This is a genomic window from Burkholderia cepacia GG4, from assembly GCF_000292915.1.
Taxonomy (GTDB): Bacteria; Pseudomonadota; Gammaproteobacteria; order Burkholderiales; family Burkholderiaceae; genus Burkholderia; species Burkholderia cepacia_D.
Genome location: NC_018514.1, coordinates 277,527 through 302,215 on the forward strand (window position 1 = coordinate 277,527; position 24,689 = coordinate 302,215).

The 24,689-nt window shown below is 66.3% G+C and carries 28 protein-coding genes, 1 tRNA gene and 1 pseudogene; 9 read left to right on the plus strand and 21 right to left on the minus strand.

All coding sequences use genetic code 11. The annotated features are described in order from the left end of the window. Nucleotides 1-48: 48 nt before the first annotated feature. The gene (locus tag GEM_RS17030; RefSeq protein ID WP_014898600.1) at nt 49-1,350 is read right to left on the minus strand and encodes an aspartate aminotransferase family protein; all 1,302 of its coding nucleotides are present in this window, start codon (nt 1,348-1,350) and stop codon (nt 49-51) included. A gap of 77 nt (nt 1,351-1,427) precedes the next feature. Here GEM_RS17030 and GEM_RS17035 point away from each other — a divergent pair, with 77 nt between their 5' ends. Beyond that, the gene (locus tag GEM_RS17035; protein WP_051137999.1) at nt 1,428-2,312 is read left to right on the plus strand and encodes a LysR family transcriptional regulator; all 885 of its coding nucleotides are present in this window, start codon (nt 1,428-1,430) and stop codon (nt 2,310-2,312) included. A 54-nt stretch (nt 2,313-2,366) separates the two neighbouring features. Here the strand turns inward: GEM_RS17035 and GEM_RS17040 are convergent, their stop codons facing one another. Together GEM_RS17040 and GEM_RS17045 are read right to left on the minus strand one after the other, a co-directional pair. Then, nucleotides 2,367-2,789, minus strand: coding sequence for a VOC family protein (locus GEM_RS17040; protein WP_014898602.1), 423 nt, complete (start codon nt 2,787-2,789; stop codon nt 2,367-2,369). A 135-nt stretch (nt 2,790-2,924) separates the two neighbouring features. After that, nucleotides 2,925-3,971, minus strand: a complete 1,047-nt coding sequence (locus GEM_RS17045; RefSeq protein WP_014898603.1) for a LacI family DNA-binding transcriptional regulator — start codon at nt 3,969-3,971, stop codon at nt 2,925-2,927. A gap of 240 nt (nt 3,972-4,211) precedes the next feature. On the opposite strand from GEM_RS17045, the gene GEM_RS17050 reads away from it, so the two are divergent. From GEM_RS17050 to GEM_RS17060, 3 genes are all read left to right on the plus strand, one after another. Continuing rightward, nucleotides 4,212-5,576 (plus strand): MFS transporter, encoded by a 1,365-nt coding sequence (locus GEM_RS17050; protein WP_014898604.1) that lies wholly within the window; start codon nt 4,212-4,214, stop codon nt 5,574-5,576. 42 nt (nt 5,577-5,618) lie between these two features. After that, a complete protein-coding gene (locus tag GEM_RS17055) occupies nt 5,619-6,779 on the plus strand; it encodes an L-talarate/galactarate dehydratase (RefSeq protein WP_014898605.1) in 1,161 nt (386 codons plus the stop codon). Nucleotides 6,780-6,933: 154 nt separating this feature from the next. After that, the gene (locus GEM_RS17060; RefSeq protein ID WP_187293280.1) at nt 6,934-7,353 is read left to right on the plus strand and encodes an HU family DNA-binding protein; all 420 of its coding nucleotides are present in this window, start codon (nt 6,934-6,936) and stop codon (nt 7,351-7,353) included. A gap of 276 nt (nt 7,354-7,629) precedes the next feature. Here GEM_RS17060 and GEM_RS17065 read toward each other — a convergent pair whose 3' ends face one another. From GEM_RS17065 to GEM_RS17070, 3 genes and pseudogenes are all read right to left on the minus strand, one after another. After that, complete coding sequence (locus GEM_RS17065; RefSeq protein WP_014898607.1) at nt 7,630-8,751, minus strand: porin; 1,122 nt, start codon at nt 8,749-8,751, stop codon at nt 7,630-7,632. A 136-nt stretch (nt 8,752-8,887) separates the two neighbouring features. Continuing rightward, a pseudogene (locus GEM_RS32265) lies at nt 8,888-9,106 on the minus strand (hypothetical protein); the annotation flags it as partial. Between the two features lie 82 nt (nt 9,107-9,188). After that, nucleotides 9,189-9,273, minus strand: a tRNA-Leu gene (locus GEM_RS17070). Nucleotides 9,274-9,414: 141 nt separating this feature from the next. On the opposite strand from GEM_RS17070, the gene GEM_RS17075 reads away from it, so the two are divergent. Continuing rightward, nucleotides 9,415-10,740 (plus strand): leucine-rich repeat-containing protein kinase family protein, encoded by a 1,326-nt coding sequence (locus GEM_RS17075; RefSeq protein WP_014898608.1) that lies wholly within the window; start codon nt 9,415-9,417, stop codon nt 10,738-10,740. Nucleotides 10,741-10,790: 50 nt separating this feature from the next. Here GEM_RS17075 and GEM_RS17080 read toward each other — a convergent pair whose 3' ends face one another. From GEM_RS17080 to GEM_RS17110, 8 genes are all read right to left on the minus strand, one after another. Next, a complete protein-coding gene (locus GEM_RS17080) occupies nt 10,791-11,420 on the minus strand; it encodes a LysE family translocator (RefSeq protein ID WP_014898609.1) in 630 nt (209 codons plus the stop codon). A gap of 84 nt (nt 11,421-11,504) precedes the next feature. Continuing rightward, nucleotides 11,505-11,681 carry a hypothetical protein gene (locus GEM_RS31875; protein ID WP_014898610.1) on the minus strand — a complete coding sequence of 59 codons (177 nt, stop codon included), beginning with the start codon at nt 11,679-11,681 and terminating at the stop codon, nt 11,505-11,507. Nucleotides 11,682-11,713: 32 nt separating this feature from the next. Beyond that, nucleotides 11,714-12,160 (minus strand): copper chaperone PCu(A)C, encoded by a 447-nt coding sequence (locus GEM_RS17085; RefSeq protein ID WP_014898611.1) that lies wholly within the window; start codon nt 12,158-12,160, stop codon nt 11,714-11,716. A gap of 52 nt (nt 12,161-12,212) precedes the next feature. Next, the gene (gene copC, locus GEM_RS17090) at nt 12,213-12,578 is read right to left on the minus strand and encodes a copper homeostasis periplasmic binding protein CopC (RefSeq protein WP_014898612.1); all 366 of its coding nucleotides are present in this window, start codon (nt 12,576-12,578) and stop codon (nt 12,213-12,215) included. Nucleotides 12,579-12,785: 207 nt separating this feature from the next. After that, entirely contained in the window at nt 12,786-13,163 is a 378-nt protein-coding gene (locus tag GEM_RS17095; protein ID WP_041490719.1) for a DUF2946 domain-containing protein, read from the minus strand. A gap of 111 nt (nt 13,164-13,274) precedes the next feature. Beyond that, complete coding sequence (locus GEM_RS17100; protein WP_014898614.1) at nt 13,275-13,769, minus strand: SRPBCC family protein; 495 nt, start codon at nt 13,767-13,769, stop codon at nt 13,275-13,277. Between the two features lie 56 nt (nt 13,770-13,825). Then, on the minus strand, nt 13,826-14,128 hold the full coding sequence (locus tag GEM_RS17105; RefSeq protein ID WP_014898615.1) for a 2Fe-2S iron-sulfur cluster-binding protein: 303 nt from the start codon (nt 14,126-14,128) through the stop codon (nt 13,826-13,828). 100 nt (nt 14,129-14,228) lie between these two features. After that, a complete protein-coding gene (locus tag GEM_RS17110; protein WP_014898616.1) occupies nt 14,229-16,118 on the minus strand; it encodes a sigma-54-dependent Fis family transcriptional regulator in 1,890 nt (629 codons plus the stop codon). A gap of 331 nt (nt 16,119-16,449) precedes the next feature. On the opposite strand from GEM_RS17110, the gene GEM_RS17115 reads away from it, so the two are divergent. Together GEM_RS17115 and GEM_RS17120 are read left to right on the plus strand one after the other, a co-directional pair. Next, on the plus strand, nt 16,450-16,641 hold the full coding sequence (locus GEM_RS17115; RefSeq protein WP_014898617.1) for a DUF2964 family protein: 192 nt from the start codon (nt 16,450-16,452) through the stop codon (nt 16,639-16,641). Nucleotides 16,642-16,886: 245 nt separating this feature from the next. Beyond that, nucleotides 16,887-17,174, plus strand: coding sequence for a DUF1488 domain-containing protein (locus GEM_RS17120; RefSeq protein ID WP_014898618.1), 288 nt, complete (start codon nt 16,887-16,889; stop codon nt 17,172-17,174). Between the two features lie 152 nt (nt 17,175-17,326). Here the strand turns inward: GEM_RS17120 and GEM_RS17125 are convergent, their stop codons facing one another. Genes GEM_RS17125 through GEM_RS17135 form a run of 3 tightly spaced genes read right to left on the minus strand, consistent with a single transcriptional unit; the run spans nt 17,327 to nt 19,073 of the window. Continuing rightward, nucleotides 17,327-18,190, minus strand: coding sequence for an MBL fold metallo-hydrolase (locus tag GEM_RS17125; protein WP_014898619.1), 864 nt, complete (start codon nt 18,188-18,190; stop codon nt 17,327-17,329). A 3-nt stretch (nt 18,191-18,193) separates the two neighbouring features. Then, the gene (locus GEM_RS17130) at nt 18,194-18,520 is read right to left on the minus strand and encodes a hypothetical protein (RefSeq protein ID WP_014898620.1); all 327 of its coding nucleotides are present in this window, start codon (nt 18,518-18,520) and stop codon (nt 18,194-18,196) included. 13 nt (nt 18,521-18,533) lie between these two features. Further along, complete coding sequence (locus GEM_RS17135) at nt 18,534-19,073, minus strand: hypothetical protein (protein ID WP_014898621.1); 540 nt, start codon at nt 19,071-19,073, stop codon at nt 18,534-18,536. A 201-nt stretch (nt 19,074-19,274) separates the two neighbouring features. Between GEM_RS17135 and GEM_RS17140 the strand changes: the two genes are divergently transcribed. Next, nucleotides 19,275-20,126, plus strand: a complete 852-nt coding sequence (locus GEM_RS17140; protein ID WP_014898622.1) for a LysR substrate-binding domain-containing protein — start codon at nt 19,275-19,277, stop codon at nt 20,124-20,126. A gap of 91 nt (nt 20,127-20,217) precedes the next feature. Here the strand turns inward: GEM_RS17140 and GEM_RS17145 are convergent, their stop codons facing one another. Further along, nucleotides 20,218-21,519: an NCS2 family permease gene (locus GEM_RS17145; RefSeq protein ID WP_014898623.1), complete on the minus strand. Its 1,302-nt coding sequence runs from the start codon at nt 21,517-21,519 to the stop codon at nt 20,218-20,220. A 776-nt stretch (nt 21,520-22,295) separates the two neighbouring features. Here GEM_RS17145 and GEM_RS17150 point away from each other — a divergent pair. Continuing rightward, complete coding sequence (locus tag GEM_RS17150) at nt 22,296-22,574, plus strand: hypothetical protein (protein WP_014898624.1); 279 nt, start codon at nt 22,296-22,298, stop codon at nt 22,572-22,574. 172 nt (nt 22,575-22,746) lie between these two features. Here GEM_RS17150 and GEM_RS17155 read toward each other — a convergent pair whose 3' ends face one another. From GEM_RS17155 to GEM_RS17165, 3 genes are all read right to left on the minus strand, one after another. Continuing rightward, nucleotides 22,747-23,121: a DUF2917 domain-containing protein gene (locus GEM_RS17155; protein ID WP_014898625.1), complete on the minus strand. Its 375-nt coding sequence runs from the start codon at nt 23,119-23,121 to the stop codon at nt 22,747-22,749. A 251-nt stretch (nt 23,122-23,372) separates the two neighbouring features. Then, entirely contained in the window at nt 23,373-23,660 is a 288-nt protein-coding gene (locus GEM_RS17160) for a hypothetical protein (RefSeq protein ID WP_014898626.1), read from the minus strand. A gap of 114 nt (nt 23,661-23,774) precedes the next feature. Then, nucleotides 23,775-24,680, minus strand: a complete 906-nt coding sequence (locus tag GEM_RS17165) for a metal-dependent hydrolase (protein ID WP_014898627.1) — start codon at nt 24,678-24,680, stop codon at nt 23,775-23,777. Nucleotides 24,681-24,689: the final 9 nt, after the last annotated feature.

Consider the following 24,689-nt stretch of genomic DNA (forward strand, 5'->3'; position numbering starts at 1 on the left):
GAATCTTGCCGCGCGCTGTTTGCGGGCGCCGTTGCGCCTGGCGTTCCGTTACAGCGCGCGCCGGATCGCCTGCTCGAGCAACGACAGCCCGAGATCGATTTCCGCTTCGGTGACGGTCAGCGGCGGCGCGATCCGGAACACGCCGCCCATGCCGGGCAACTGCACGATGTTCATGCTGAGCCCGAGATTCATGCACTCGCGCGTGATCTTCGCGCCGAGGCCGTCCGCCGGTTCCTTCGTGCGCCGATCCTTGACGATCTCGACGCCGAGCAGCAACCCGCGTCCGCGCACGTCGCCGATGCAGTCGAAGCGTTCCATCAGGTCGAGCAGGCCGCGCCGGAGGCGGTCGCCCATCACGGTCGCGCGTGCGACGAGCCCTTCGCGCTGCACCACGTCGAGCACGCGCAGGCCGACCGCGGCCGGCAGCGGGTCCGATACGTGTGTCGTATAGAACAGGTAGCCGAGCTCGTGCGCGCGTTCCTCGATCTGCGCGGACGTGACGACGGCCGCGAGCGGCAGCCCGGCGCCGAGCGTCTTCGACAGCGTGAGGATGTCGGGCGTCACGCCGTCGTGCTGGCACGCGAACATCGTGCCGGTGCGCCCGACGCCGGTTTGCGCTTCGTCGAGGATCAGCAGCATCCCGCGTTCCTCGCACTTGCGCTTGAGTGCCGCCATGTAGCCTTCCGGCAGTTCGATGATGCCGCCCGAACTGAGGATCGGCTCCGCGATGAACGCGGCGAGGTTGCCGCTCGACTGGCGATCGATCAGGTCGAACGCGTAGTCGAGTTCGGCGAGCGTGTCGTAGGTGCCGTTGCGTTCGAAGCGCGGCCGGTACGTGAACGGCGCCGGAATCGCGAACGAGCCGACGGCGGCCGGGCCGACACCCTTGCGGCCGGCGCTGTACGTGGCAGAGGCCGCCGCGCCTGTCATCCCGTGCCACGACTGCGCGAACCCGACGATCTCGTACTTGCCGGTGACGAGCTTCGCCATCCGGATCGCGGCTTCATTCGATTCGGCGCCGGTGCTCAGCAGCAACGCGCGATCGAGCCCCGGCGGCGTGATGTCGGCGAGGCGCGTGGCGAGATCGACGACCGGACGCGACAGCATCCCGCTGAACAGGTGATCGAGCTTGCCCGCGTATTCGCTGATGACGGCGACGATCTCCGGATGGCTGTGCCCGAGCACCGCGCTCATCTGTCCCGACGTGAAATCGAGGATCGCGCGGCCGTCGGCGTCGTAGACGAAGCTGCCTTGCGCGCGTTCGATGATCATCGGCTCGAACGTGCCGCCGTAGCGGATCAGGTGCTGCCTGGCGTTGTGCCAGAAGGTGGCGTCGTCGTTCAGGGACATCGGGCTTCTCCGGACAAGGGCCAAGGATCGCTTGCAGTCTAGGCGCCGGTCTGGTTTTATGGAAACGAATAATTCTTATGCAAGGTAGAAAAGGAGCTAATACCTTGGGACGTTCGCTCGAAATCGACCTGCTGCGCTCGTTCGTCGTCATCGCCGAGGTGCGCTCGCTCAGTCGCGCGGCGGCGCGGGTCGGCCGCACGCAGTCCGCGCTCAGCCAGCAGATGCGGCGGCTCGAGGAAAGCGTCGATCAGCCGCTGTTCCAGCGCACCGGCCGCGGCGTGGTGCTGACGCATCCCGGCGAGCGCCTGCTGGTGCATGCGCAGCGCATCCTGCGGCACCACGACGAGGCGCTGGCCGACCTGTGCGGCACGGGGCTGTCGGGCACCATCCGGTTCGGCTGCCCGGACGATTACGCGGCCGTCTTCCTGCCGTCGCTGCTGCGGCGGTTCTCGAGCCAGCATCCGCAGGCGATCGTCGAGGTCGTGTGCGGGCCGACGCCGCGGTTGCTCGAACAGCTCGACAAGCGGGCCGTCGATCTGGCGATGATCTCGTTGCCGGACGATGGTTCGAACGACGATTTCATCCGCCGCGAGCAGCTGGTATGGATCGGTTATCCGGGGCAGGACGCCGCGCAGTTCGATCCGTTGCCGCTCGCGCTTTCCGATCCCGATACGCTCGATCACATCGCGGCCTGCGATGCGTTGCAGCGCGCCGGGCGCGATTATCGCGTCGCGTATGCGAGCAGCAGCCTCGCGGGGCTGACCGCGCTGGTGCGTTCAGGACAGGCATTCGCGGTGATGACGCAAACGGCGGTGCCTGCCGATCTGGCGATCCTCGCCGCCGATCGCGGGCTGCCGCCGTTGCCGGCGGTGGGCATTACGCTGAGGTTTGACCGGAAGCGGCCGTCGCATTTGACGGCGGCGTTTGCGGACCATATTCGTGCAGTGTTGCCGGTGCTGTGAGGAGACGTCGTCGTTCCGGACCACGCTACGGTCGCCTACTGACGGCAGCCGTCCTCAATCTCCCGGCATCAACTCGGGATTGAAGACAATCTCCCAGAGATGCCCGTCCGGGTCCTGGAAGTATCCTGAGTAGCCACCCCAGAAAGTCTTTCCGGCCGGTTTCACCAATCGGGCGCCGGCCGCAAGCGCTTGCCGCATCACGTCATCGACTTCGCGCTCGCTCGCGACGTTGTGCCCGATCGAGAACTCGGTCGCGCTGCGCGCCGTCATCGGCAGTCCGGCGTCATGCGCGAGATTGCCGCGCTCGAACAACGCGAGCTTGAGTCCGTTCTGGAAGTCGAAAAAGGCGACCGCACCGTGCTCGAACTCGGTGCCGATGATGCCTTGCGTCGGCAAACCCAGCCCGTCGCGATAGAACGTCACGGCGGCGTCGAGATCGTCGACGCCGAGGGTCAACACGCTGATTCCGGCTTTCATTGCATAACCTCGACAGAGTGGTGCGACGCTTCGGCAGTTGGCATGTGCGGTTCGAATACCGCGCGGCGAATCGGGTGCATGTCCTCCATCGGTTTTAGCGGCAATGGCCGCACAACGCGCAGGAGTCCGAACGTATCAGGCGCTGTCCCGATCGATGATCGTAAATCCCGTATCGATGCTCACCTTGCTCTTCGGCGCATCAGGTTTCGAATCCGCGGCAAAGCGCGCCAGCAACGCCTCGGCCGTCTTCATGCCGATCGTCGTGCCGTCGATGCGAACCGTCGACAACGACGGATAGACGTGCGCGGCGGTCGACAGATCGCCGAAACCCATCACGGCCATGTCGCGCGGCACGTCGAGCCGTCGGCTGGCCGCTTCCGCCAGCACGCCTTGTGCGAGCGTATCCGAACTGCAGACGACCACCTCCGGCGCTGCCGCCGCCAGCATCCGGCTGAGGCCCTCGCGGCCGGCCTGCAAGGTTGCCGGCGCCGGCAGGATTTCGCACGCAGGCGGCGCGATGCCTTGCCGGGCCAGCTCGAGCTTCAGGCTTTCGCACCGGCGCAAGCCGCGTGGATCGTCGACCGACACGATGCCGAAGCGCTTGTATCCCTTGCCGACCAGATGGCGCGCCACGTCGCTGCCGACCTGTTCGTGCGAGAACCCGATCATCATGTCGATCGGCTTATCGGTCAGGTCCCAGATTTCGACGACCGGAATGTTCGCTTTCGACAGCCGCTTGATCGTCGCCTTCGTGTGGCTCGTGCCGGCCAGCACGATGCCGTCCGGCCGGCGTCCGAGAATCGCTTCGACCAGCGCCTCTTCGCGTGCGCTGGAATAGGCCGTCAGGCCGAGCAACGTCTGGTATCCCGAGGTGGCGAGGCCGTCCATGATTGCCTGGACCGTGTCGGCGAAGATCGAGTTCGCGATGGTCGGCAGCAGGATGGCCACGAGCCGGCTGCGATTGCTGGCGAGGCCGCCGGCGAGCAGGTTCGGCACGTAACCGGTCGCGCGAACGGCGTCGAGCACCTTCTTCTGCGTGTCGCTGCGAACCAGTTCCGGACGATTGAGCGCACGCGACACGGTCATCGGCGCGACGCCCGCCACTCGCGCCACGTCGATCAGCGTCACGCTGCCGCCCAGGTCCGCGGCGGCGGCCGACCGGCTTTCGTTCTTTCTTGCCATCTCCATGCGTCCTGCGTTGGTCTGTTCCCATGTCGTCCGGTGCGGCGGGGCGGGCCCGGCACCAGATCGGCATTAGAGCATGAAGCCGGTCGTCGCCGGGCGACGGGGCCGGAACTCGTGATCCGCAGCGTCAGTGTAAACGATGATGATTGCGCAATCATATCGATGTTGAATGATTGCGCAATCATTGTATGATTCTGTTCACCGACACGAGATGCAACGAACATCAAGGAGACGACAGTGGCAACCGACCAGCGCGCCGGCAGGCGAACGAATGTCCGATGGTTCATCCTCGCGATGATCTTCATCGTCACGGTGTTCAACTACGTCGACCGGGCGACCTTGTCCATTGCGGCGCCCAGCATGCGTCACGAGCTGGGTTTCGACGCGCTCACGATGGGGATCGCGTTCTCGGCGTTCGGCTGGGCGTACACCGCACTGCAGATTCCGGGCGGGCTGATCCTCGACCGGTTCGGCGCACGACTCGTGCTCGGCGTGAGCCTGATCGTCTGGTCGGCGCTCACGTTCGTGCAGGGCTACGTGCATCTGTTCGCGTCCGCATTCGCCGCATTGTTTGCGCTGCGTTTCCTGATGGGGGTTGCCGAGTCGCCGGCGTTCCCGTGCAACAGCCGGCTCACGGTGATGTGGTTTCCGAATGCGGAGCGGGGGCTCGCCACGTCGATCTTCCAGCTGGCGCAGTACTTCGCACTCGCCGTGTTCACGCCGGTGATGACCTATACGGTCAGCCGCTGGGGCTGGCACTACGTGTTCTTCACGACGGGTGCCGTCGGCGTGCTGATCGGGCTCTGGTGGCTGAAGTCGGTACGGGAGCCGCAGCGCGACCATCGCGTGAATGCGGCGGAACTCGAGTACATTGCATCCGGCGGCGGGCTGCCGACGATGGGCGACAGCCCGCGGCCGTTCAAATGGCGCGAGGCCGGCGCGATTGCGGCCAACCGCATGATGATCGGCATCTATATCGGCCAGTTCTGCCTCACGTCGATCACGTGGTTCTTCCTCACCTGGTTTCCGACCTACCTGATCGAAGCGAAGGGGATGTCGATCCTCAAGGTCGGGCTCGTCGCGTCGGTGCCTGCCATCGCGGGGTGCATCGGCGGCCTGATCGGCGGATTGTGGTCGGACTGGATGCTCAAGCGCGGCTTCAGCCTCACCGCCGCGCGCAAGACGCCGATCATCAGTGGCCTCGTGTTGTCCAGCACGATCGTGGCCGCGAACTACGTTCACTCGACCACGATCGTCATTCTGGTGATGTCCATCGCGTTCTTCGCGAAAGGCGTCGGCAATCTGGGGTGGTGCATCGTCGGCGATGTGTCGCCGAAGCAAGCGATGGGCATCAGCGGCGGCATCTTCAACTTCTGCGGCAACCTCGCGAGCATCGTCACGCCGCTTGCGATCGGCTGGATGATCAAGCGCACCGGCACGTTCGAAGTCGCGCTCACGTATGTCGCGGCGCTCTCCCTGCTGGGCGCGTTCGCGTATCTCTTCATCGTCGGCAAGCTCGAGCGGATCGAGGACCCTGCGTCCGATGCGGCCACCGCAGGCGGCGCCGCGTCAGTCTCGCTGAAGCCGACGCGCAGCAGCTGAACGAACCCACGTATCGAATTTCTCTCGCCAAAGGCCCTCTTCATGAATACCTCGTCTTCCCTCGTCTCCGGCGCGTCGAACGACCGGATCAAATGGGTGCGCGTCGCGTCGACGTTTGTTCCGCTGGCCAATCCCATCAGCGATGCAAAAGTGCTGACCGGACGGCAGAAGCCGATGACGGAAATCGCGATCCTGTTCGTCGAGATCGAAACGGCCGACGGTCATCGCGGCCTCGGCTTCAGCTACTCGAAGCGGGCGGGCGGCCCCGGCCAGTTCGCCCACGCGAAGGAGATCGCGCCGACGCTGCTCGGCGAGGACCCGAGCGACATCGCGCGCCTGTGGGACAAGCTTGCGTGGGCCGGCGCGTCGGTCGGCCGCAGCGGCATGGCGGCCCAGGCGATCGGTGCATTCGACGTCGCGCTGTGGGACCTGAAGGCGAAGCGTGCGAACCTGTCGCTGGCCAAACTGCTCGGCGCACACCGCGATTCGGTGCGCTGCTACAACACGTCCGGCGGTTTCCTGCATACGCCGCTCGATCAGTTGCTGACCAATACCGACGCGTCGCGCGAGAAGGGCATCGGCGGCATCAAGCTCAAGGTCGGCCAGCCGGATTGCGCGCTGGACATCCATCGCGTGCAAACCGTGCGCAAGCATCTGGGCGACGCGTTCCCGCTGATGGTCGACGCGAATCAGCAGTGGGACCGGCCCACTGCGCAGCGCATGTGCCGCACGTTCGAGCAGTTCAACCTGGTCTGGATCGAGGAGCCGCTCGACTGCTACGACGCCGAAGGCCATGCGGCACTCGCCGCGCAATTCGATACGCCGATCGCGACCGGCGAGATGCTGACCAGCGTGTCCGAGCATTGGGAATTCATTCGCCTGCGTGCGGCCGACTACCTGATGCCGGACGCGCCGCGCGTCGGCGGCATCACGCCATTCCTGAAAGTCGCGACGCTCGCCGATCACGCGGGACTGATGCTGGCCCCGCACTTCGCGATGGAGCTGCACGTGCATCTTGCCGCGTGCTATGCGCGCGAGCCGTGGGTCGAGCATTTTGAATGGCTCGAACCGCTGTTCAATGAACGGCTCGAGACCCGCGACGGCAGGATGATCGTGCCGACGCGTCCGGGGCTCGGCTTGACGCTCAGCGAGCGTGTCGCGGGCTGGACGGCTGAAGCAGCGGAAGTCGGCGCCCGCGCCTGACAGCGCGAAGGGCCGGATCAATGGCGGCCGTACTCGGGCCCGCCACCGCGCCGGAATCGATGCGGAAAGCGGGGCCGGGCCTGGGCCGGCAGTCCGGAACCGGGTGAAATGACGCGGGCGTGGCAACGTTTTCATGGCGGCGTACGGACGCGCGATGGAGGTGCATGATTCGGGTCGGCGTCGACCGACGGCGAATGGAGCGTCGCGGCCGTGCATCGCAAGTGAGGCCAGGATTTGCCCGGGTGTCCCTCAATGCTGTAGGGTGTGGGCTCGAATCACTGAAAGAGGTCGACTCATGAACAAACAGGAACTCATCGACGCTGTCGCTGCCGATACCGGTCTTAGCAAGACCGCGACTGGCGAAGCCATCCAGGCCGTGCTGGACGTCATCGCGCAAGCGGTCAGTACGGGCGATAGCGTGCAGCTCGTCGGTTTTGGCTCGTTCTCGCAAGGGGAACGCGCCGCGCGGACCGGCAGAAACCCGGCAACCGGCGAGGAGATTGCGATCGCCGCGGCGAAAACGGTGAAGTTCAGCGCCGGCAAGGCGTTCAAGGACGCAGTCAACGCGTCGTGACGAACGACGGCGCCGGCCAGGCGGCCTTTGTGAGCGTTGCGCAGTAATTTGCGGACGTCTGCAAAATCGACTGGCCGGTCGGCCATTCGCTCGGCGCACGGTGTCGCGCATCGCGGCAACGGAGGCTACTCGGGCGAGCTTGGCCGACTTTGATACGGGGCCGGTGTTGTTTCCGATCGCACATGCAGAACGGTGCGATAGATCGTGACAACCCAACCCGACGGAGCAGGGGGAAGCGGGCCTTCACTGGACCGTTTGCTCCCTGAGCGCCGTTTTCTAGAAACGATCGATCATCCCCAGCTGGAACCCTCTCACGGCCGCACCCGGCCACGAAGGCGGGAGGCCGGTTACGTTCACGCCTTTCAGCGTGAAAGCCGCATGGCCACGGTTACGAAGCCAGCCGGCACTCGCATAGAGCAGAACCCGCTTCGACACATCGTATTCGCACGCGGCGCTGAACTGATCGGCGTTGTTGTCGCCGCCCGATCGGTCACGCAGCCAGGTATAACCCAGCGACGCGCGGAAACGCGCGCTTACGGCATAGCGCGCGGAAGCCGACACGCCATCGTTGTGGTATCGGGGCGTTCCGCCATCGCCATTGAAATACGACAGGAAGCCGGTCACCGGACCGAATGCATAGGACACGCCGCCGAGGTTGGCGCGCAGTGCGCCGCTGCCGTGGGTTTGCTGGTGAGCGTACGAAACGCGTAGCGGGCCGTCATGCCATGAGAACGTTTCGATGTGGCCGGCCAGTCCGTTGCCGTCGCCGTCGCTTGCATCGCGCAACGACGCCATGATCGTGGTCGAAAAGCCGTGTACCTCCGGCGAAAGGTACGTGATCGCGTTGCTTTCGTACGGCGTGATTTTAGACAGGTTGTCCAGGCCCGACGCGATCGTGCCGGCACCGAACGCATCGAGCTGCCCCTTGAACGGGATGTAGATCGGCGAATACTGGCGGCCGACCCGCACCGTGCCGTAGCGTGAACTCACGCCGATCCATGCCTGACGGTTGAACAACGTGTTTGCGACGGCCAGGGTGCCGTCCGCCGAGCCGAACCCGTTTTCGAGATCGAACAGGATCTTCACGCCGTTGCCGATATCCTCGACGCCGTGCACGCCGATGCGCGAGCCGCGATACGCGCCGGAATCCATCCGGGCGACGTAACCCGAGCCGGGATTCGTGATCTCGATGCTCGTGTCGAGCGCACCGTACAGCGTCACGCTGCTTTGCGCGTGGACCGCAGACGCGTGCGCGGCAACGGCCGTTGCGGCGACACCGATGCGAAGTGCGAAACGCCTGCCGGCCGCCGGCAGGCGCGATCGGCCGTGCCCTGACGCGGCGTCGTGGCGTGGGGCGCTGGAAGCGGGAAAGGACTGACTCATGGGTAAAGGTGGCATGCAGCCTCAGCAGGGGGGCGCCGCGTCGAATGCGGTGTGGAGCGGCAACCCTCGCCGTGCCACGCCGCGCACAATCCAGTCGAATTCTGCGCTTACTTGTTGTCGGGCAATGCGTAAGCAACCACGTAGTCGCCTCGAACAACTGGCCAATCTTGGTGCCGACGATCAGCGCCGGCACGCGCTTGCCGTCTTCCGTCGGGAAGTCGATCAGCGTCGGCTGCATCGGCACGTGGTAGTCCCAGAAGTCGTGATGCACGGTCTGGAAGGGCCACTTCTCGGCGCTCGTGGTGGCGTCGAGCGCGAGGATGGAGGCGCCGTACTTCTCGTCGAGCGCGGTGCGCTTCACGCCCCACAAGTGTGAGTGGAAACAAAAAAACCGCGAAGCGTTGCGCTGTCGCGGTTTTTTGCACATGCCCGAACACGGTAAAAACCGCGTCTGGTGCCGACGGCGAGACTCGAACTCGCACAGCTTTCGCCACTACCCCCTCAAGATAGCGTGTCTACCAATTTCACCACGTCGGCACTGCAGGGGCGCAATTCTAACGTCACATTGCGCGTTTGTGAAGGGGATGTGACACGGTTTCGGGGGGGGGCGACAGCGATCCCGGTAAAATTCGTCGGATCGATCCGTCGATCCTCGCAACCGCAACCCGTTTTCTCGCCGTGACGACCACCCTCGAACAACTGCAGGCCGGCCAGCTGTCGGGCGCCCGGCAACTCAAGCTCGCGTGCGGGCTGACCGAATTTCCGCGCGAGATCTTCGATCTGGCGGACACGCTCGAAGTGCTCGACCTGTCCGGCAATGCGCTGTCCGCGCTGCCGGACGATCTGCCCCGGCTGCACCGTCTGCGCATCCTGTTCGCGTCCGGCAATCGCTTCACCGAATTCCCCGACGTGCTCGGCACGTGTGCGCAGCTCGACATGATCGGCTTCAAGGCGAACCGGATCCGCACCGTGCCGCACCGTTCGCTGCCGCGCGCGCTTCGCTGGCTGATCCTGACCGACAACGAAATCGATGCGCTGCCGGCCGGGATTGGCGACTGTTCGCGCTTGCAGAAGCTGATGCTCGCGGGCAACCGGCTGCGCGCGCTGCCGCCCGAGATGGCCGCATGCCGTGCGCTCGAACTGGTGCGGCTGTCGGCGAACCGGCTCGATGCGCTGCCGGACTGGCTGTTGCGCCTGCCGCGCCTCGCGTGGCTCGCCTCCGCCGGCAATCCGCTCGGCGCCTCGCCGGAGGCCGCGGCTTCGGCCGAGCCGGGCGTCACGGACATCGACTGGACGTCGCTCACCTGCGAGCAGAAGCTCGGCGAAGGCGCATCGGGCGTCATCTACCGTGCGCAGTGGCGCGCAGACGGCCAGGCGCCGCGAGCAGTCGCGGTCAAGCTGTTCAAGGGCGCGGTGACGAGCGACGGCCTGCCCGACTGCGAGATGGCCGCGTGCCTGCACGCGGGTCGCCACCCGAACATGATTCCGGTGATCGGCAAGGTGCGCGGTCATCCGGACGGCACGCACGGCCTCGTGATGGAACTGGTCGATCCGTCGCTGACGAACCTCGCCGGGCCGCCGAGCTTCGCGTCCTGCACGCGCGATGTGTATGCGGCCGATGCGCAATTCGAACCGCAGGCCGCCGCGCGGATCGCGCACGGCGTCGCGTCGGTCGCAGCGCATCTGCACGCGCGCGGCATCATGCATGGCGACCTGTACGCGCACAACATCCTGCACGACGGCGCGGGCGGCGCGCTGCTCGGCGATTTCGGCGCGGCGTCGGTCTACGACGTGAACGACCGCAGGCTTGCCGCACGGCTCGAACGGTTGGAGGTCAGGGCGTTCGGCTATCTGCTCGGCGAGTTGCTGGAGCGATGCGAGCCGCGTGCATGGGAAGGTTCGCGCGCACTCGCCGCGCTGGTCGCCGCGTGTCTGAACGAGGAGAGCGACGCGCGCCCGTCTTTCGACGAAATCGCCGCCACGCTGGCCGCAGCGAGGGACTGACGGGTCAGGCCGCGTCGCCGCGCCGGTAGTCGCCGTGCCGACGCTTGCGTTTACGCCTGCCGCGCAGTCAGCAGCTTGATCCCGAGCCCGACGAACAGCAGGCCGCTGGCGCGCTTGACCGCGCGCACCCACGGGCTGACGCCGAAGCCGCGATGCAGCCGGCGCACGCCGAACGAATAGACGCTGTGAACCACGACGACGGTGCATGCGATCGTCGCGTACATCGCGACGAACTGCATCGCGAGCGGGCGATCGTGCGTGATGAACTGCGGCATGAACGCCGACAGGAAGATCATCGTCTTCGGATTGCTGCCCGAGACGAACAGCGCTTCGCGGAACAGCTTGCCGCGGTCGGGCTCGGCGCTCGCCGCCTGGCGGTCCGGCGCGGGGCGGTTGCGGTCGCCGCGCAGTTGCCGGATACCCAGAAAGATCAGATACGCGGCGCCGACGACCTTCATCGCGATGAACAGCGGCGGCATCGCGGCCAGCAGCGCGCCGACGCCGAGCGCGACGAGCATGACCACCACGCCCTGCGCGACGAGGTTGCCCGCGATCGTCGCGGCGGTGCCGCGCGAACCGTAGCGCACCGTGTTGCGGATGACGAGCAGCACGTTGGGGCCCGGCGACAGCGTCGTCGCGAGATAGGCTGCGGCAAACAGCATCCAGGTCTGAATGGACATGCGGCGCTCCGGGAGGCGGGTTCGGCGATTGGGGTGAATCCGTGCATGATGCCACGACGGCGCGGCTCACCCCGACGCACGGCGTCAGCGCGCGTCGCGCACGCAGTACGCGGCGATCGACGACGGCGCATCGATCGCGGCAGGTCGCGTCATCCAGGCGATCCACGCCGCCCATAACCCGCAGACGATCAACACGGCGAGGTTCAGCGGCGTCCGGTAGCGGACGATCAGGTCGGCCAGCGGCAGGCGTTCTTTCCTCATGTTCGTCTCCCTCGGTCGTTGCGCATGCAGCATTACTGGCCGGTGTACGACGGCGCCTTCGCGTCGCAGGTCACGGAGATTGCCGAGCCGTCGGCGAAATGCAGCCGGAACGGAATCTTCGCGCCGGGCGCGACGGGCTTGCGCGGTTCCTCCAGCATGACGTGATAGCTCTTCGGCCTGAACGTTACCGTGCCGTGCGCGGGCACGTCGACCGCTTCGACGTGAACCATCTTCGCGGTGCTGCCGGCCGTCTGCGTCTCGTGCATCATCGCCATCCCGTACGCGGGCGTATCGACGCCCGTGAGCGTGACGGGCTTGTCGCCGTCGTTCTTCAGCGTGAAGTAGCCGGACGACGGCACCGTCGCCGGCATGGTGCGGATCCAGCATGCTTCGGCCTGCACGGTCGGTGCGGCGAACGTGGCGGGCGCCTGCAGCGCCAGCAGCGCAAACAGCAGGTTGGTCGGAATCGAGCGTTTCATTGAGTGTGGTCCTGATCGGGTAGCGAAGGTTGCCGCGCGGGCATCGTGTGCGTTACTTCAGCGTGAACGTGTAGTGGCCCTGCGTGCGATGCCCGTCGCTCGCCACCGCGATCCACGCGACCGTGTACGTGCCGGCCGCGAGGTTGGCCAGTGCGACATGCATCCGCTTCCGGTTGCCGGCGTCGACGGCGGATTTCCCGTCGGCGACCGACTGGCCGTGGCTGTCGGTGACGGCGATCGTACTGAATGCGGGTTCGAGCGTTTCGCTGAAGTCGATCGTGACCGCGTGCGGCGCGCTCGACAGCGTGGCGTCGGCGGCCGGTTCCAGGGTTTTCGGGTGCGCGTGCGCGTGAGCGGCCTGTACGACGACGAAGCCGAGTGCGACGAACGCGCCGCGAGCGATGGAGATAGCTTTCATGGCTGGGTGATCCGGTTGGAAATGACAAGGAGAACGACACGTTCGACGCATCGCCGCACGTTCGCGCACGAGCGAACGCCTGCACGGCACGAGGCTGCGCGCGATAGGGTGAAACAGGATCGTCGTTCGAAACGTGACACGGCATGCACGCGCATGACGCGTGCGGACGGCGCGATGCGCTACGGCATCACGCGCTGTGACGACGGATCAGGACGCGAACGGCGGGGCGCGCGGTTGCGCGGCCGTGAGCGGCAGTGCGCGGCGCAGGCTTTCGAAGCGGGTTGCTGCGCGCTGCTGGAGGGGGTGAACGTTGGCCGCGAACGTCAGTTCCGGCGCGGGTAGCGCGGGTGTATGGGCAAGCAGGCTGCAATAGCCGCAAGCCTGCAGATGGGCCTGCAGGCTCTTTTGCGATGAAGCGCCGGCATGATCGCCGGCAGCCGGCCCGGCCGTGCAGTAACCGGCCAGCAGCGCGTCGACGCGGCCTTGCGTCGTCAGCGCCTGCGAGATCGTCGGCGCGAGCGCCGTCATCAGGATGGCGAGCATCCCGATCAGACTGCCGATCTTCCGGAAACGACGACTCAGCATGCGATACGCGGCGGCGTGTGGACAGCGATGGAGCGGATTATGCCACGCACCCCGCAACGCTGGCATGCGGTCGTCCGGATACCGGGAATGATGCGCGGCTGCGCGGCACGCTTACGCGTGCTTCGCCAGATATTTCGTGATCAGCGTCATTTGTGCGGCCCAGCCCTGATCGTTCATGTCGCGCGCCTTCGCGCGGCGCGCTTCGATCAGCTGGTCGAAACCCGTTTCGGTGACCGTCAGCAGCGTGCCGCCGTCTTTTTCAGCGAGCGTGAAGGTGACGAGCGTCATCGGCTCGGTCGTGTAATCGAAGTTCGGGTTGATCGCGAACGGATGCCAGCGAAAGGAGAACAGTTGCTGCGGCTCGACGCGGTCGACGACGATTTCGAACACAGCGCCCGCATACGGCTCCTGCGCCTTGGCGACGTCGTCGTCGACGCGGGTCGGCGTGATGCGGCCGAATAGCGGCTGGCCGGCCACGAACGGTCCGTCGAACGTCACGCCGAACCAGATGCCGAATTCCCCGGCATTGCTGACGGCTTCCCAGACACGCGCGAGCGGCGCGGCGAGCAGCGCTTGTTTCTCGATCGGATCGGTTGACGGGTTCATCACGTTCTCCTGGCTGGTGTCACCATTGCAGGACGGCGCGCGGCCGCGCGTCGCGTTCAGTCGATCAGCACCGCGTCGGGCACGTCGAGCACGACATCCGAGGTCGCGACGGCCACGCACGGCAGCGTGTAGCCGTCGGCCTTTTCCTCGCGGCTCAGCCCCGGCCATTCAATCGTATAGCGTACGCTGCCGCTGACGATCCTGCACAGGCAGCTACGGCACGTGCCGTTGCGGCACGAGCGCGGCAGCGAGACGTGCGCGAACGCGGCGGCCTCGAGCAGCGTCAGCGAATCGGGCGCGTCGAACGTCGCGCCGAGCGGCTCGATGCGCACGAGAGGAGGGTGTTCTGGATCGGTCATGGGTCGAGGCGGGCGGCGGATCGGCGGCAAGGCAAAGCAAGCGCCAAGCATACCCGAAGCCGCATGCGGCCGGCGCCCGCCGGGCGGCCGGCCCGCGGCCTCAGTGCCGGCGCAGGTAGCGGTACACGGTATTGCGCGCGAGCCCGAGCTCACGCGCGGCCGCCGACACATTGCCGCCGTGCCGCGCGAGCACCGCATCGATCACCGCGGCCTGATGGCGTTGCAGCGTCGTCGCTTCGCGCGTGTCGGCCGGTGCGGCCTCCGCTGCGGGCAGGTCGTCGCAGTCGAGCCAGAAATCGTCGGGCAGGTGCGCGAGCGTGATTTCGGCTTCATCTTCGGCGAGCATGCCGGCCGTACGCAGCACGTTGGTCATTTGCCGCAGGTTGCCGGGCCAGCGGTGGCGCATGAACGCGTCGAGCACGTCGGCCGCGAGGCGGGTCGGCATCGGTTCGCTGCGCGCGAGCCGCGCGAGGATCCGCTCGACCAGCGCGGGCAGGTCGGTGCGCGCGGCGAGCGCCGGCAGCGTGACCGCGAGCCCGTTGATCCGGTAGAACAGGTCTTCGCGGAACGTGCCTTCCGCGATCATCGCGCGCAGGTCGCGGTGCGTCGCGCAGACCACGCGCACGTCGACCGGCACCGCGCGCGCGCCGCCGAGCGGCATCACCGCGCGCTCCTGCAGCACGCGCATCAGCCTGACCTGCTGCGCGAGCGGCATGTCGCCGATCTCGTCGAGAAACAGCGTGCCACCGTCCGCCTGCGCGATCTTGCCGGGGCTGCCGCGCTTGCGTGCGCCGGTGAAGGCGCCGTCTTCGTAGCCGAACAGTTCGGCCTCGATCAGCGAATCCGGCAGTGCCGCGCAGTTGACCGCGACGAACGGGCCGTCGGAGCGCGGCGATGCCTGGTGCAGCGCGCGGGCGAGCCATTCCTTGCCGGTGCCGGTCTGGCCGAGGATCAGCAACGGCAGATCGCGGCCGCGAATCTTCGCGACGCGTTCGAGCACCGCGGCCATCCGCGCATCGCCGGTGTCGAGCGTCGCGAACGTGATGGCGTCGGGGTCCGGCGCCCGCGTGCGCACGGCGGGGGCGGGCGGCGTGACGGCGACGGCCGTCTTGTGCGCTTCCGCGAATTCGCAGCGTGCCAGCACGCGCACGCCGGTCGACAGCGTGAGGCGGAACGGTGCGCCGGGTGCGCGGGCCGCTTGCTGGGCGAGCTGGCCGAAGTGCATCCCGAACAGCGCATCGCAGCCCTGATGCTGCAATGCATCGAACGTCGCACCGAGCTGGAATTGCGCGCTGCGGTTCGCGGCGATCAGCCCGCCGTCGGGGCCGAACGCGACGAGCCCGGCGAACAGCGAGTCGACGCAATCCTCGTGTGCGTGGAAGCGCAGTCGCAGCGCTTCCGCGCACTGGTTCGCGAACAGGTGGTTCTCGATCAGCTGCGCGGACATCCGCACGAGCGCGAGCGTATGGGGGCTGAAGCCGCGCGGGTCGCCGCTCACGTCGAGCGCGCCGAGCGAGCGGCCGAACGGGTCGATGATTGGCGCGCACGAGCAGGTGAGGATATGGTTTGCGCGCAGGAAATGTTCGGCGCCGTGCACGGCGACCGCCTGGCCCGACGCGAGCGCGGTGCCGATCGCGTTGGTGCCGCGCGCGCCTTCGGCCCACGACACGCCGGTGCACAGCGCGACGCGGTTCGCTTTCTCGATGAAGTCGGCATCTCCGATGCTGTGCAGGATCACGCCGTCGGCGTCGGTGAGCAGCACGAGGCTTTGCGTGTCGGCGATCTGCGTGTGGAGGTTCTCCATCACCGGGCGCGCGTGCGCGAACAGGGCGTGGTTCGTGTCGAGCAGTTCGCGCAGTGCGAGTCGCGACAGCGGCGAGAAATCGGGGCGCTCGTTGGCGCGCAGGCCGACCGCGGTCGAACGGGCATGCGCCTGCGCGAGCAGGTCGATGCGGCCCGCGGTGGCGGGCAGCACGAAAGGTTGAGGCATGTCTTGTCTCCTGTCGGCCCCAGTTAGCGCTTTAGCGCTTACTGGGGCCCCATGCTTCGCGGTCGGCGCCCAGTTAGCGCTTTAGCGCTTGCTCTGGTCCCACGCTTCGCGGTCGGCCCACCTTGGCGCTTCGCACCGCAACATCCGCCACCCGGGCCGCCGCCGTCGATATCGCTTCATCATACAAGCGCCGCGCGCGTTGTGCGACCGGGAACAAAAACCCCTTGCTTTTAAACGCCCGCCTGCAATGATGGAAATGGAGCACGCACGCGCCGTGTTCCGCATCGCAACATGCATGTGACGCGACATGCATCCGTTCGGGAGACGCATCATGGTTCGGACGGAACTGAGAGTCGTGCTGGCGGCCATCGCCACCTTCACCATGCTCGGCGGCATCGCCGTGGCGATCCACGGTCTGCTGTTCGACCTGAGCGACGCGGTTCAATACGGGGCGGCCGCGATCGCGGCAGGCGCTACGACCGCTGCGATCTCGCTGAACATCTGGCCCTCCGATCCGCACTGATGCCGTTCGGCAAGCGGTGCCGGATGTCGCGCTGGTCAGATGAAATGCGCGTCGGAACGACGCACGTCGCAAATTTTGCCTCCTGCGCGAAACCGTCTAAAGTGGAATGCAACCGGCATGCATTGTCCGCGCCACACCCCCCCGCGGATCGTGCCTCTGTCGGCGAGCCCGCGTACATTTTCGTCCGGCCGGTAGCGGACGACGGACGCGGTCATTCGCTTTCTACCGGACGATAGGCGGCTCCCATGCAGATCCATTTCACGAATGAGAAGCCCGAATATTCGGGGCGAGACCTGATGCTTGGATTTACGGCGCTGGTCAATGGCGAGCGCGTCCAATGTCAGATCACCGCCGAGGCGCTGGAGGATCATTTCGGTGCGGCATCGCCGCGCTTCGAGGACATGGTCGGTGCGTACGATCAGCACCGCGAGCGTATCGAGGCGGCCGCACGGCGGCTGCTGTCCGAGACGCGCGCGCAATGCGTGACGCTGCGTAGCGGCTACGTGCGCTTCTACGAAGCGAACTGGCGCTGAACCGGTCGACCGGGCAGCGACGGAGCGGGCGCCGAATACCGGCGCCCGTGTCATATCGGCGCGTGCCCATCCGGTGTCCTGCTGGTGCGGGATGATGCGCGGCACGATTCGAGCATCGTGCGGCGCGAGGGCGTGCCAGCGTCCCGTTTCGCTTAATCCGCCCCGATGAGCGCATACGCGCCGTCGGTTGCGCCGTTCGTGTGCGCGATGCGTGCGAAGCCCGTGTCGGCGAGGTGCATCCCCGCAATCAACAGGTTATCCGAAGCGACTTCTGCGAGCGTGGCGGCGCGCGTCGCGGATGCCTGCGACGGATCGTGATCGAACACGATCGACACGTCGGGGCGAGCGACCTGAATCGGCGCGAAATGCACGAGATCACCCCAGATCAGCAGACGCTCGCCTCGCGATTCGACGCGATAACCCGTGTGGCCGGGCGTGTGCCCCGGCAGCGGCACGGCGACGATGCCGGGCAGCACAGCGCCTGCATCGATGGTACGTAGCTGCGCGTGATAGGCATCGAACGTGCGCCGCGCGATCTGGAAATTGACGCGTGCTCGTTCGGTCGCATGCGTGTACGTGTCGTCATCCAGCCAGAACGCACGCTCCCGTTCGTGCATGATCACCTCCGCGTGCGGGAAGGCCGGCTGCCCATTCGTGTCGAGCAGGCCGCCGATGTGGTCGGGATGCGCGTGCGTCAGCAGGATCGTGTCGATGTCGCGCGCATCGATGCCGGCTTGCGACAGCGACCGACTCAGAAGGCCGCCCCAGTTCCGGAAGCCGCCGGCGCCGGCGTCGACGAGGACGGTGCGGCCGTTCCCGCGTATCACATAGCAGTTGATGTTGACGTCGGACGGCGCGTGTACGCCAGCGCGGCGCATGATGCCGGTCGCATCGTCGAGATCGATGTTCGACAGCAGATCGAGGCCGGCTGTCAGCGTGCCGTCGCTGATCGCGATGACCGAGAAATCGCCGATTCGACGGCGCGGAAACGCAGGACGGGGAATGGGTTCGCTCATGGGTCAGTGTCGGGCGTGAAGGTGTGCGGCGTCGTAGCCGAAGCAGCGGATCCGCGCGATGAATCCGGTGTGGCGGAGAATCTCGCGATCCAGTTCTGCCATGAACCGCTCCATCAATTCAGTCGTACGAAATGATGTGGTGCGAAAGCGAATCTCCGCGCTGACCGGATGTCCGCAGCCGTGCCGGATCGGAACGTACGCGACGTGGATCGTGCCGGGTGCGGCGCTCAACACCTCGGTGCAGAGCGTCTCGCAGGCCGACGACAGCGCGTCGAGCGCCGCGTTCGACGGCAGGCTCGCCTCTGGGATGAAAATCGTGATGCCGGGCATGGCCGGGCGCCCGTCAGCGTGTGGCAGCCGACGCCGGCGTGCTGACGAGCCGGTCGCCCATCGGCGCATAGAGCCTGAGCGCGGCACCGGACGCACCGGACGCGAGCCGCGCCTGATCGTGATCCAGGGCGGCCAGCCAGCGAATGGCCGGCTGGCGGTCCAGCGCGATCGCATGCATGGCGGTGGCTGCGATGCCCGCCCGCGCGAACGGCGCAGCGTCGTCGCAAACGGCCAGCCGCTGATGGCCGGAGACGGCCGGCGCGGGTGCCGCGCCGTCGTACACGTTGCGGCGCCACGCGACGATGTGCGGCTGCCAGCGCGCGAAATTGCCGCCGCCCTTGTCGCGATACTCGGCCGACGTCAGCACGTCCGGGCCGTCGATCGTATGAAGCGCGAGGTAGACGGGACCGTCGCCACCGAGGGCGCGAAAGCGTTGCGACGTGCGGAAGCCGGATACGGAGATCAGCGCCGGCAGTTTGACCCGGCTGTAGAAGTCGTTCCACTCGGCCTCGGCGGCGGGCTCGGCGAAGCTGCATTCAACGGCATAGATCATCACACCTCCACGGGATAGCAAGCGGCTGTCGGGATGGATCACCGCTCGACTGGTTGAGTTTTTATCATGATAATTAGCCGATGAACCGGCGAAAAACGATGATTCGTCATCATTCATTGATATTTAATCAAGCTGTGACCGACGACGGTCGGACTGGGAGCAATCGTGACGCGACGCAGGATTCCGAGTAATTCGGCATTGATGGCATTCGAGGCCGCGGCGCGGCATGGGAGCTTCGCGCGCGCCGCCGACGAACTGGCGTTGTCGGAAGGTGCGATCAGCCGGCAGATCGGTCGGCTGGAGAACTTCCTGGGGGTGGCGCTGTTCGAGCGGGTCGGCAACCGCGTTCGGGTTGCGCCGAACGGCGCACGCTACGCGGCGCAGGTTCGCGAAGTGCTGGACCGTCTCGAGCGCGACAGCCAGTACATGATGGGGCAGCCCGGCGACGGCGGCAGTGTCGATATCGCCGTGACGCCGACGTTTGCGACGCGCTGGCTGATTCCACGGCTCAAGGGGTTCCAGACGCAGCATCCGAACATCACGGTGCATTTCGCCGATCGCGCCGAGCCGTTCGTGCTGGCCGGCAGTGGCTTCGATGCGGCGATTCACTTCGAGCATCCGGCCTGGGCCGGCATGCATACGTACCGGCTGTGCGAGGAGGTGCTGGTGCCGGTCTGTCATCCGTCGCTGCTCGTCGGCGGGGATCCGGACGCGTTGCTGGGCAGGCTGCCGCGCCTGCACAAGCGCCAGACGCCCGATGCGTGGTCGGCGTACGTGCAGGAGACGGGGTTGCCGGTGAACAATCCGGCCGCCGGCGCGCGCTACGACCTTTACTCGATGCTGATCGCGGCGGCCCTGGCCGGGCTCGGCGTCGCGCTGGTGCCGCGACTGTACGTCGGCACCGAGATTGCGCAAGGGTTGCTCGCGGCGCCCTGGCCTGACGGTCAGGATGTGGTCAAGCGCTTCTGTCTCGTGCTGCCGGAATCGCTGGAACTCGGCGACGGGCCGCTGCAGACCTTTGCCCGCTGGGTGCTCGCGGAGGCCGCCGCATGACGTGACTTCGTCCGCGCGCGCTGCATATCCAGACAAGAACGCCACCCGAAGGTGGCGTGTTTTCAGCGTGCATCGTACCGACGCGCGTGCGTCACTCGCTGCCGAGATAGAAGAAGCGGAACAGGAACACGGCCGCGATGATCCACACGATCGGCTTGACCGTGCGGCCCTGGCCCGTCAGCAGCTTCAGGCCGCCGTACGCGATGAAGCCGAACGCGACGCCGTTCGCGATCGAGTACGTGAACGGCATCAGCAGCGCGGTCAGCGCGGCCGGCACGGCTTCGGTCGCATCGTCCCACGGCACGTCGACCATCTCGCGCAGCATCAGGCACGACACGTACAGCAGCGCGGGCGCGGTCGCGTAACCCGGCACGACGCCGGCGAGCGGCGCGATGAACAGGCACGCGAGGAACAGCACCGCGACGGTGATCGCCGTCACGCCCGTGCGGCCGCCGGCCTGCACGCCCGACGCGCTTTCGATATACGCGGTGGTCGACGACGTGCCGAGCACCGAGCCCGCGACGATCGCGGTGCTGTCGGCGAGCAGCGCCTTGTTCAGGCGGTTCATCTTGCCTTCGACGAGCAGCCCGGCGCGGTTTGCGACGCCCATCAGCGTGCCCGTCGCGTCGAACAGCTCGACGAGGAAGAACACGAGGATCACGTTGATGATGCCGGTCGACAGCGCGGCGCGGATGTCGAGCTGGAACAGCGTTGCGTCGATCGACGGCGGCGCGGAGAACACGCCGTGGAACTGGTTGTCGCCGAAGAAGAACGACAGGATCGTGACGCCGATGATGCCGATCAGGATCGCGCCGCGCACGCGCAGGTGGTCGAGCGTGACGATCGTGAAGAAGCCGATGATCGCGAGGATCGTGTCGTGCTTGTGCAGGTCGCCGAGCGTGACGAGCGTGGCCGGGTTGCCGACGATCACGCCCGAGGTCTTCAGCGAGATGATGCCGAGGAACAGGCCGATGCCGGCGGTGATCGAGATCCGCAGCGATTTCGGAATCCCGTTGACGATCGCCTCGCGCACGCGGAACAGCGTCACGATCAGGAACAGGCAGCCGGAGATGAACACCGCGCCGAGCGCGGCCTGCCACGTGAAGCCCATCCCCTTGACGACCGTGTACGCGAAATACGCGTTCAGGCCCATGCCGGGCGCGCAGGCGATCGGGTAGTTTGCATACAGCCCCATGATGATCGACGCCAGCGCCGCGACGAGGCAGGTCGCGACGAATACCGATTCCTTCGGCATGCCGGCGTCGCCGAGGATCGCGGGGTTGACGAAGATGATGTAGGCCATCGTCAGGAACGTGGTGACGCCCGCGAGTATTTCGGTGCGGAAGTCGGTGCCGGCTTCAGCGAAGCCGAAATACCGCTTGATGGATTCCATGAAGGCGTTTCTCCGGTCGGGTTGTCGTGTTGCTTGTTGTGCCGAATTGTTGTAAGGGCAGCGCGGCCGGCCTACTGTAACCAGCCACTATTGCCAGGCTATCGGCGGATTGTAATAGCGCAGATAGCTCCGACGATATAGTTGCGGGGCACGATCGGCCGCGCTCGCGCGAACGGTCGGGCAACCCGGCCGCGCGAGGAAGGCGCGCATTTTACCGGTTCGGACGGAGCGGGCAGGCGGAAGCGATGGAAACGCTGAAAACGATGCGGGCACGGGCGGCCGTGCGGGCCGATGCGGGCGCAACGGCATGACGCACGCGCAGGGCGCGGCCGCGCCACGATGACATGTGACTGAAACGGAGCACCCGCATGCTGGATGTATGCGGTACGGCCCGCTATGGGCGCAACGCACGCGCGAACGCGCAAGCATCGCCGGCGCGGATGCGCAGCGGCGTGCAACGGCCATGCGTCGGTCGAGGCGGTTTCAGATATCGGGCTATCCTGCTCCGAAGCCGTCCCGTCCGCAACTGTCATTTTGAGATGTGGGCCCGACTGTGGTTTCTGTGTAAAAGATTGCAAGACGTCATCGCGTAAACCGGCAAGTCTTTCTAGGATAGATACACCGCGCACACACGCCGGCCAGTTGTTGCCGACGCGGGGGAGTCGCAGTCCGTGCAGGCCAGGCGGTGAAGTGCGGTGACGGTCGTTGCGCATTCGGGCAGGCGCGACCGATTGCGATTGCCCGATGCGGGTTCGTCCGTAATCACGGAGGTCAGCATGTTGAACTGGATCAGCCGTTGGGCAATGCGGCACGCCCCCACGCCGGAAAAAACCGCTGCGTCGATGCTCGTGACTGCGCGCATGGAGTTGTTCTCTGCCGAGCAGCGCGTCATCGATGCGAAATTACAGGCGGATTACTGGCGCGCGCGTGTGTCATTTCTCGAGGAGGTGCAGAAGCAAGGCATCGACCCGTGGGTGACCTCGCAGGCGGCGCAACGCCCCGACCTTGATTCCACTCCACGCAGCACGGGCCCGCGTCTCGCCGCCAGCACCTGATGCATTCGATGCACCGGATGGTTGCGCACGGCGAGCGATCGCTCGCGGCACGCACGGTCGTGCCGCGTCATTCGATGCGCACCTGCGACGCGATGCGCCGCGGGTGCGTCCATTTGCGGATGCGCTGACCCCGTGCGTCCCGGTTTCCCGTTGCGCGGGTGAGCGCGCATCGTCATTCCCTTCTTCGCCATCGTCCGGCGAGCAAACGTTGCACACGCGCGAGCGTGCGTCTTAGCCGTTCGCCGCGCCGTACGTACGCGGTCGTGATCGACGCTTCGGCCGATCGGTCGTCATCGGTGCCGAGCCAGATGCGATCGCCGCGCGCGATGCGCAGCACGTCGCCGGGCTGCACCCAGTAATCGTCGACGCTCGGCGGGCGTGTGATCCACAGCGGCGCGCCGTGCGCGCGAATCTCCGCATCGCTCGGCGCACGCCAGGTCAGCGTCGTGCGCGGCGCGACCGCGAAACGGATCACGACGGTCGGTAACGCGATTGCGCCGGCGCGGCGCGCATCGGGACGGTCGAACAACGGGCTTGCCTGGTCCATCGTCTGCTCCATTCGTTGAGCCGGACGGATGACGCGCACCAGAACAAAAAGGCCTCATCCGTTTCCGGTGAGGCCTTGTGTGACATGCGGTACTGCTCGGATGCTAACGCACAAGCGCCTCCCGTGATCCATTCTTTCGAATGTTCATCGGGCAATGATTCGCGATGGCGATGAGCTTGAACGTAGGCATGCGAACGAGTTTGTCGATGTCGTACGGCGTTGTCAACGACTATTTTCGAGACAGACGGCGATCACGCGTCGCGTTGCGCGAGCCCGTTGACGAGCAGTTCGGACAGCAGGCCCGTCATGCCGTCCGGATGCGTGGCGGCGCGCGCCTTCAGCTGTTCGACGAGATCGGCGTTGAGCTTGCAGGCGAACGGCACGAGGCCCTGTTCCTGGTCAAGCTTTCGCTGCGCGCGGCGATCGAGCTTCGCTGCGTCCTCGGCACCCTTGCCGAAGCGCGCGGAGCTCGACTGCTTCAGCGCGTGCGTCAACTTGAGCGCCTTGTTCTTTTCTAGATCGGTTTTCTTCATGGCCATCGCGGCACCTCCGGGAAATGAAGCCGCGATTGTACGCATTTCGGCGGGCGCCGCTCGCCGAGACCGTCACGAACCTGCTCGCGGACCCGCGAACGGACCCGCGAACGGACCCGCTCACGCACCCTTCGTCGTGCCCCAGTTGCCGCCGTGCGCGGCCGCCTGCGCGGCCGGCGAGCGTTCCAGATAGGCGAGCGCCTGCTCGGTCGAGCCTTCATGGTGCGGCGTATAGCCCGGCTTGAAGTAGCGCAGCGCCGCGCCGATCACTTTCCAGAACGACGGCAGGTGCCCGCGCCGCGACCCCTTCCACCACGCGCGCACGAAACCCGGATAGCGGCCGGCGGCCGGATCGCGCCGGTACATGAACTTCGCGCCCGTCGTGATGAAGTAGAGCAGCAGCACGATCACGAACGCCATGTGCATGCAGCGCTCCGGGTAGTTGCCGCCCATGTGGTTGTAGATGTCGAATGCGACGGTCCGGTGCTCGACTTCCTCCGCGCCGTGCCAGCGCAGCAGGTCGACCATCGTCGGGTCGGCATGGCCTTCGTCGAGCCCGTGCGCGTTGAGCACCCAGTTGCCGAGATAGCCGAAGAAATGCTCGAGCGACGCGATCACCGCGAGCTGCTGCCGCAGCCAGAAGCGCGTGTGGCCGATCTTCAGCCCGAACGGCGCTTCGCCCAGCACGCGCGTGAACAGCCAGTTCAGCTTCTGCGTGAACGGTTTCGTGTCGATCCCGTGCCGGTCGTAGTAATGCTTGAGCACGCCGCCGTGCGAGCGCGAATGCACGGCCTCCTGGCGCAGGAAGCCTTCGGCTTCGTCGCGCAGGCGCGCATCGGTGATGTGCGGCAGCGCCTTGTTGTACACGCGGCAGAACCACAGCTCGCCTTCCGGGAACAGCAGGTTCAGCGTGTTGATGATGTGGGTGCTGCCCGGGTCGTTCGGTACCCATGTGATCGGCGTGTCGCGGAAGTCGAACTTCACGTGCCGGGCCTTGATCTTGTGGTAGTCGGCGGTATCGGTCATGTTGTCTCC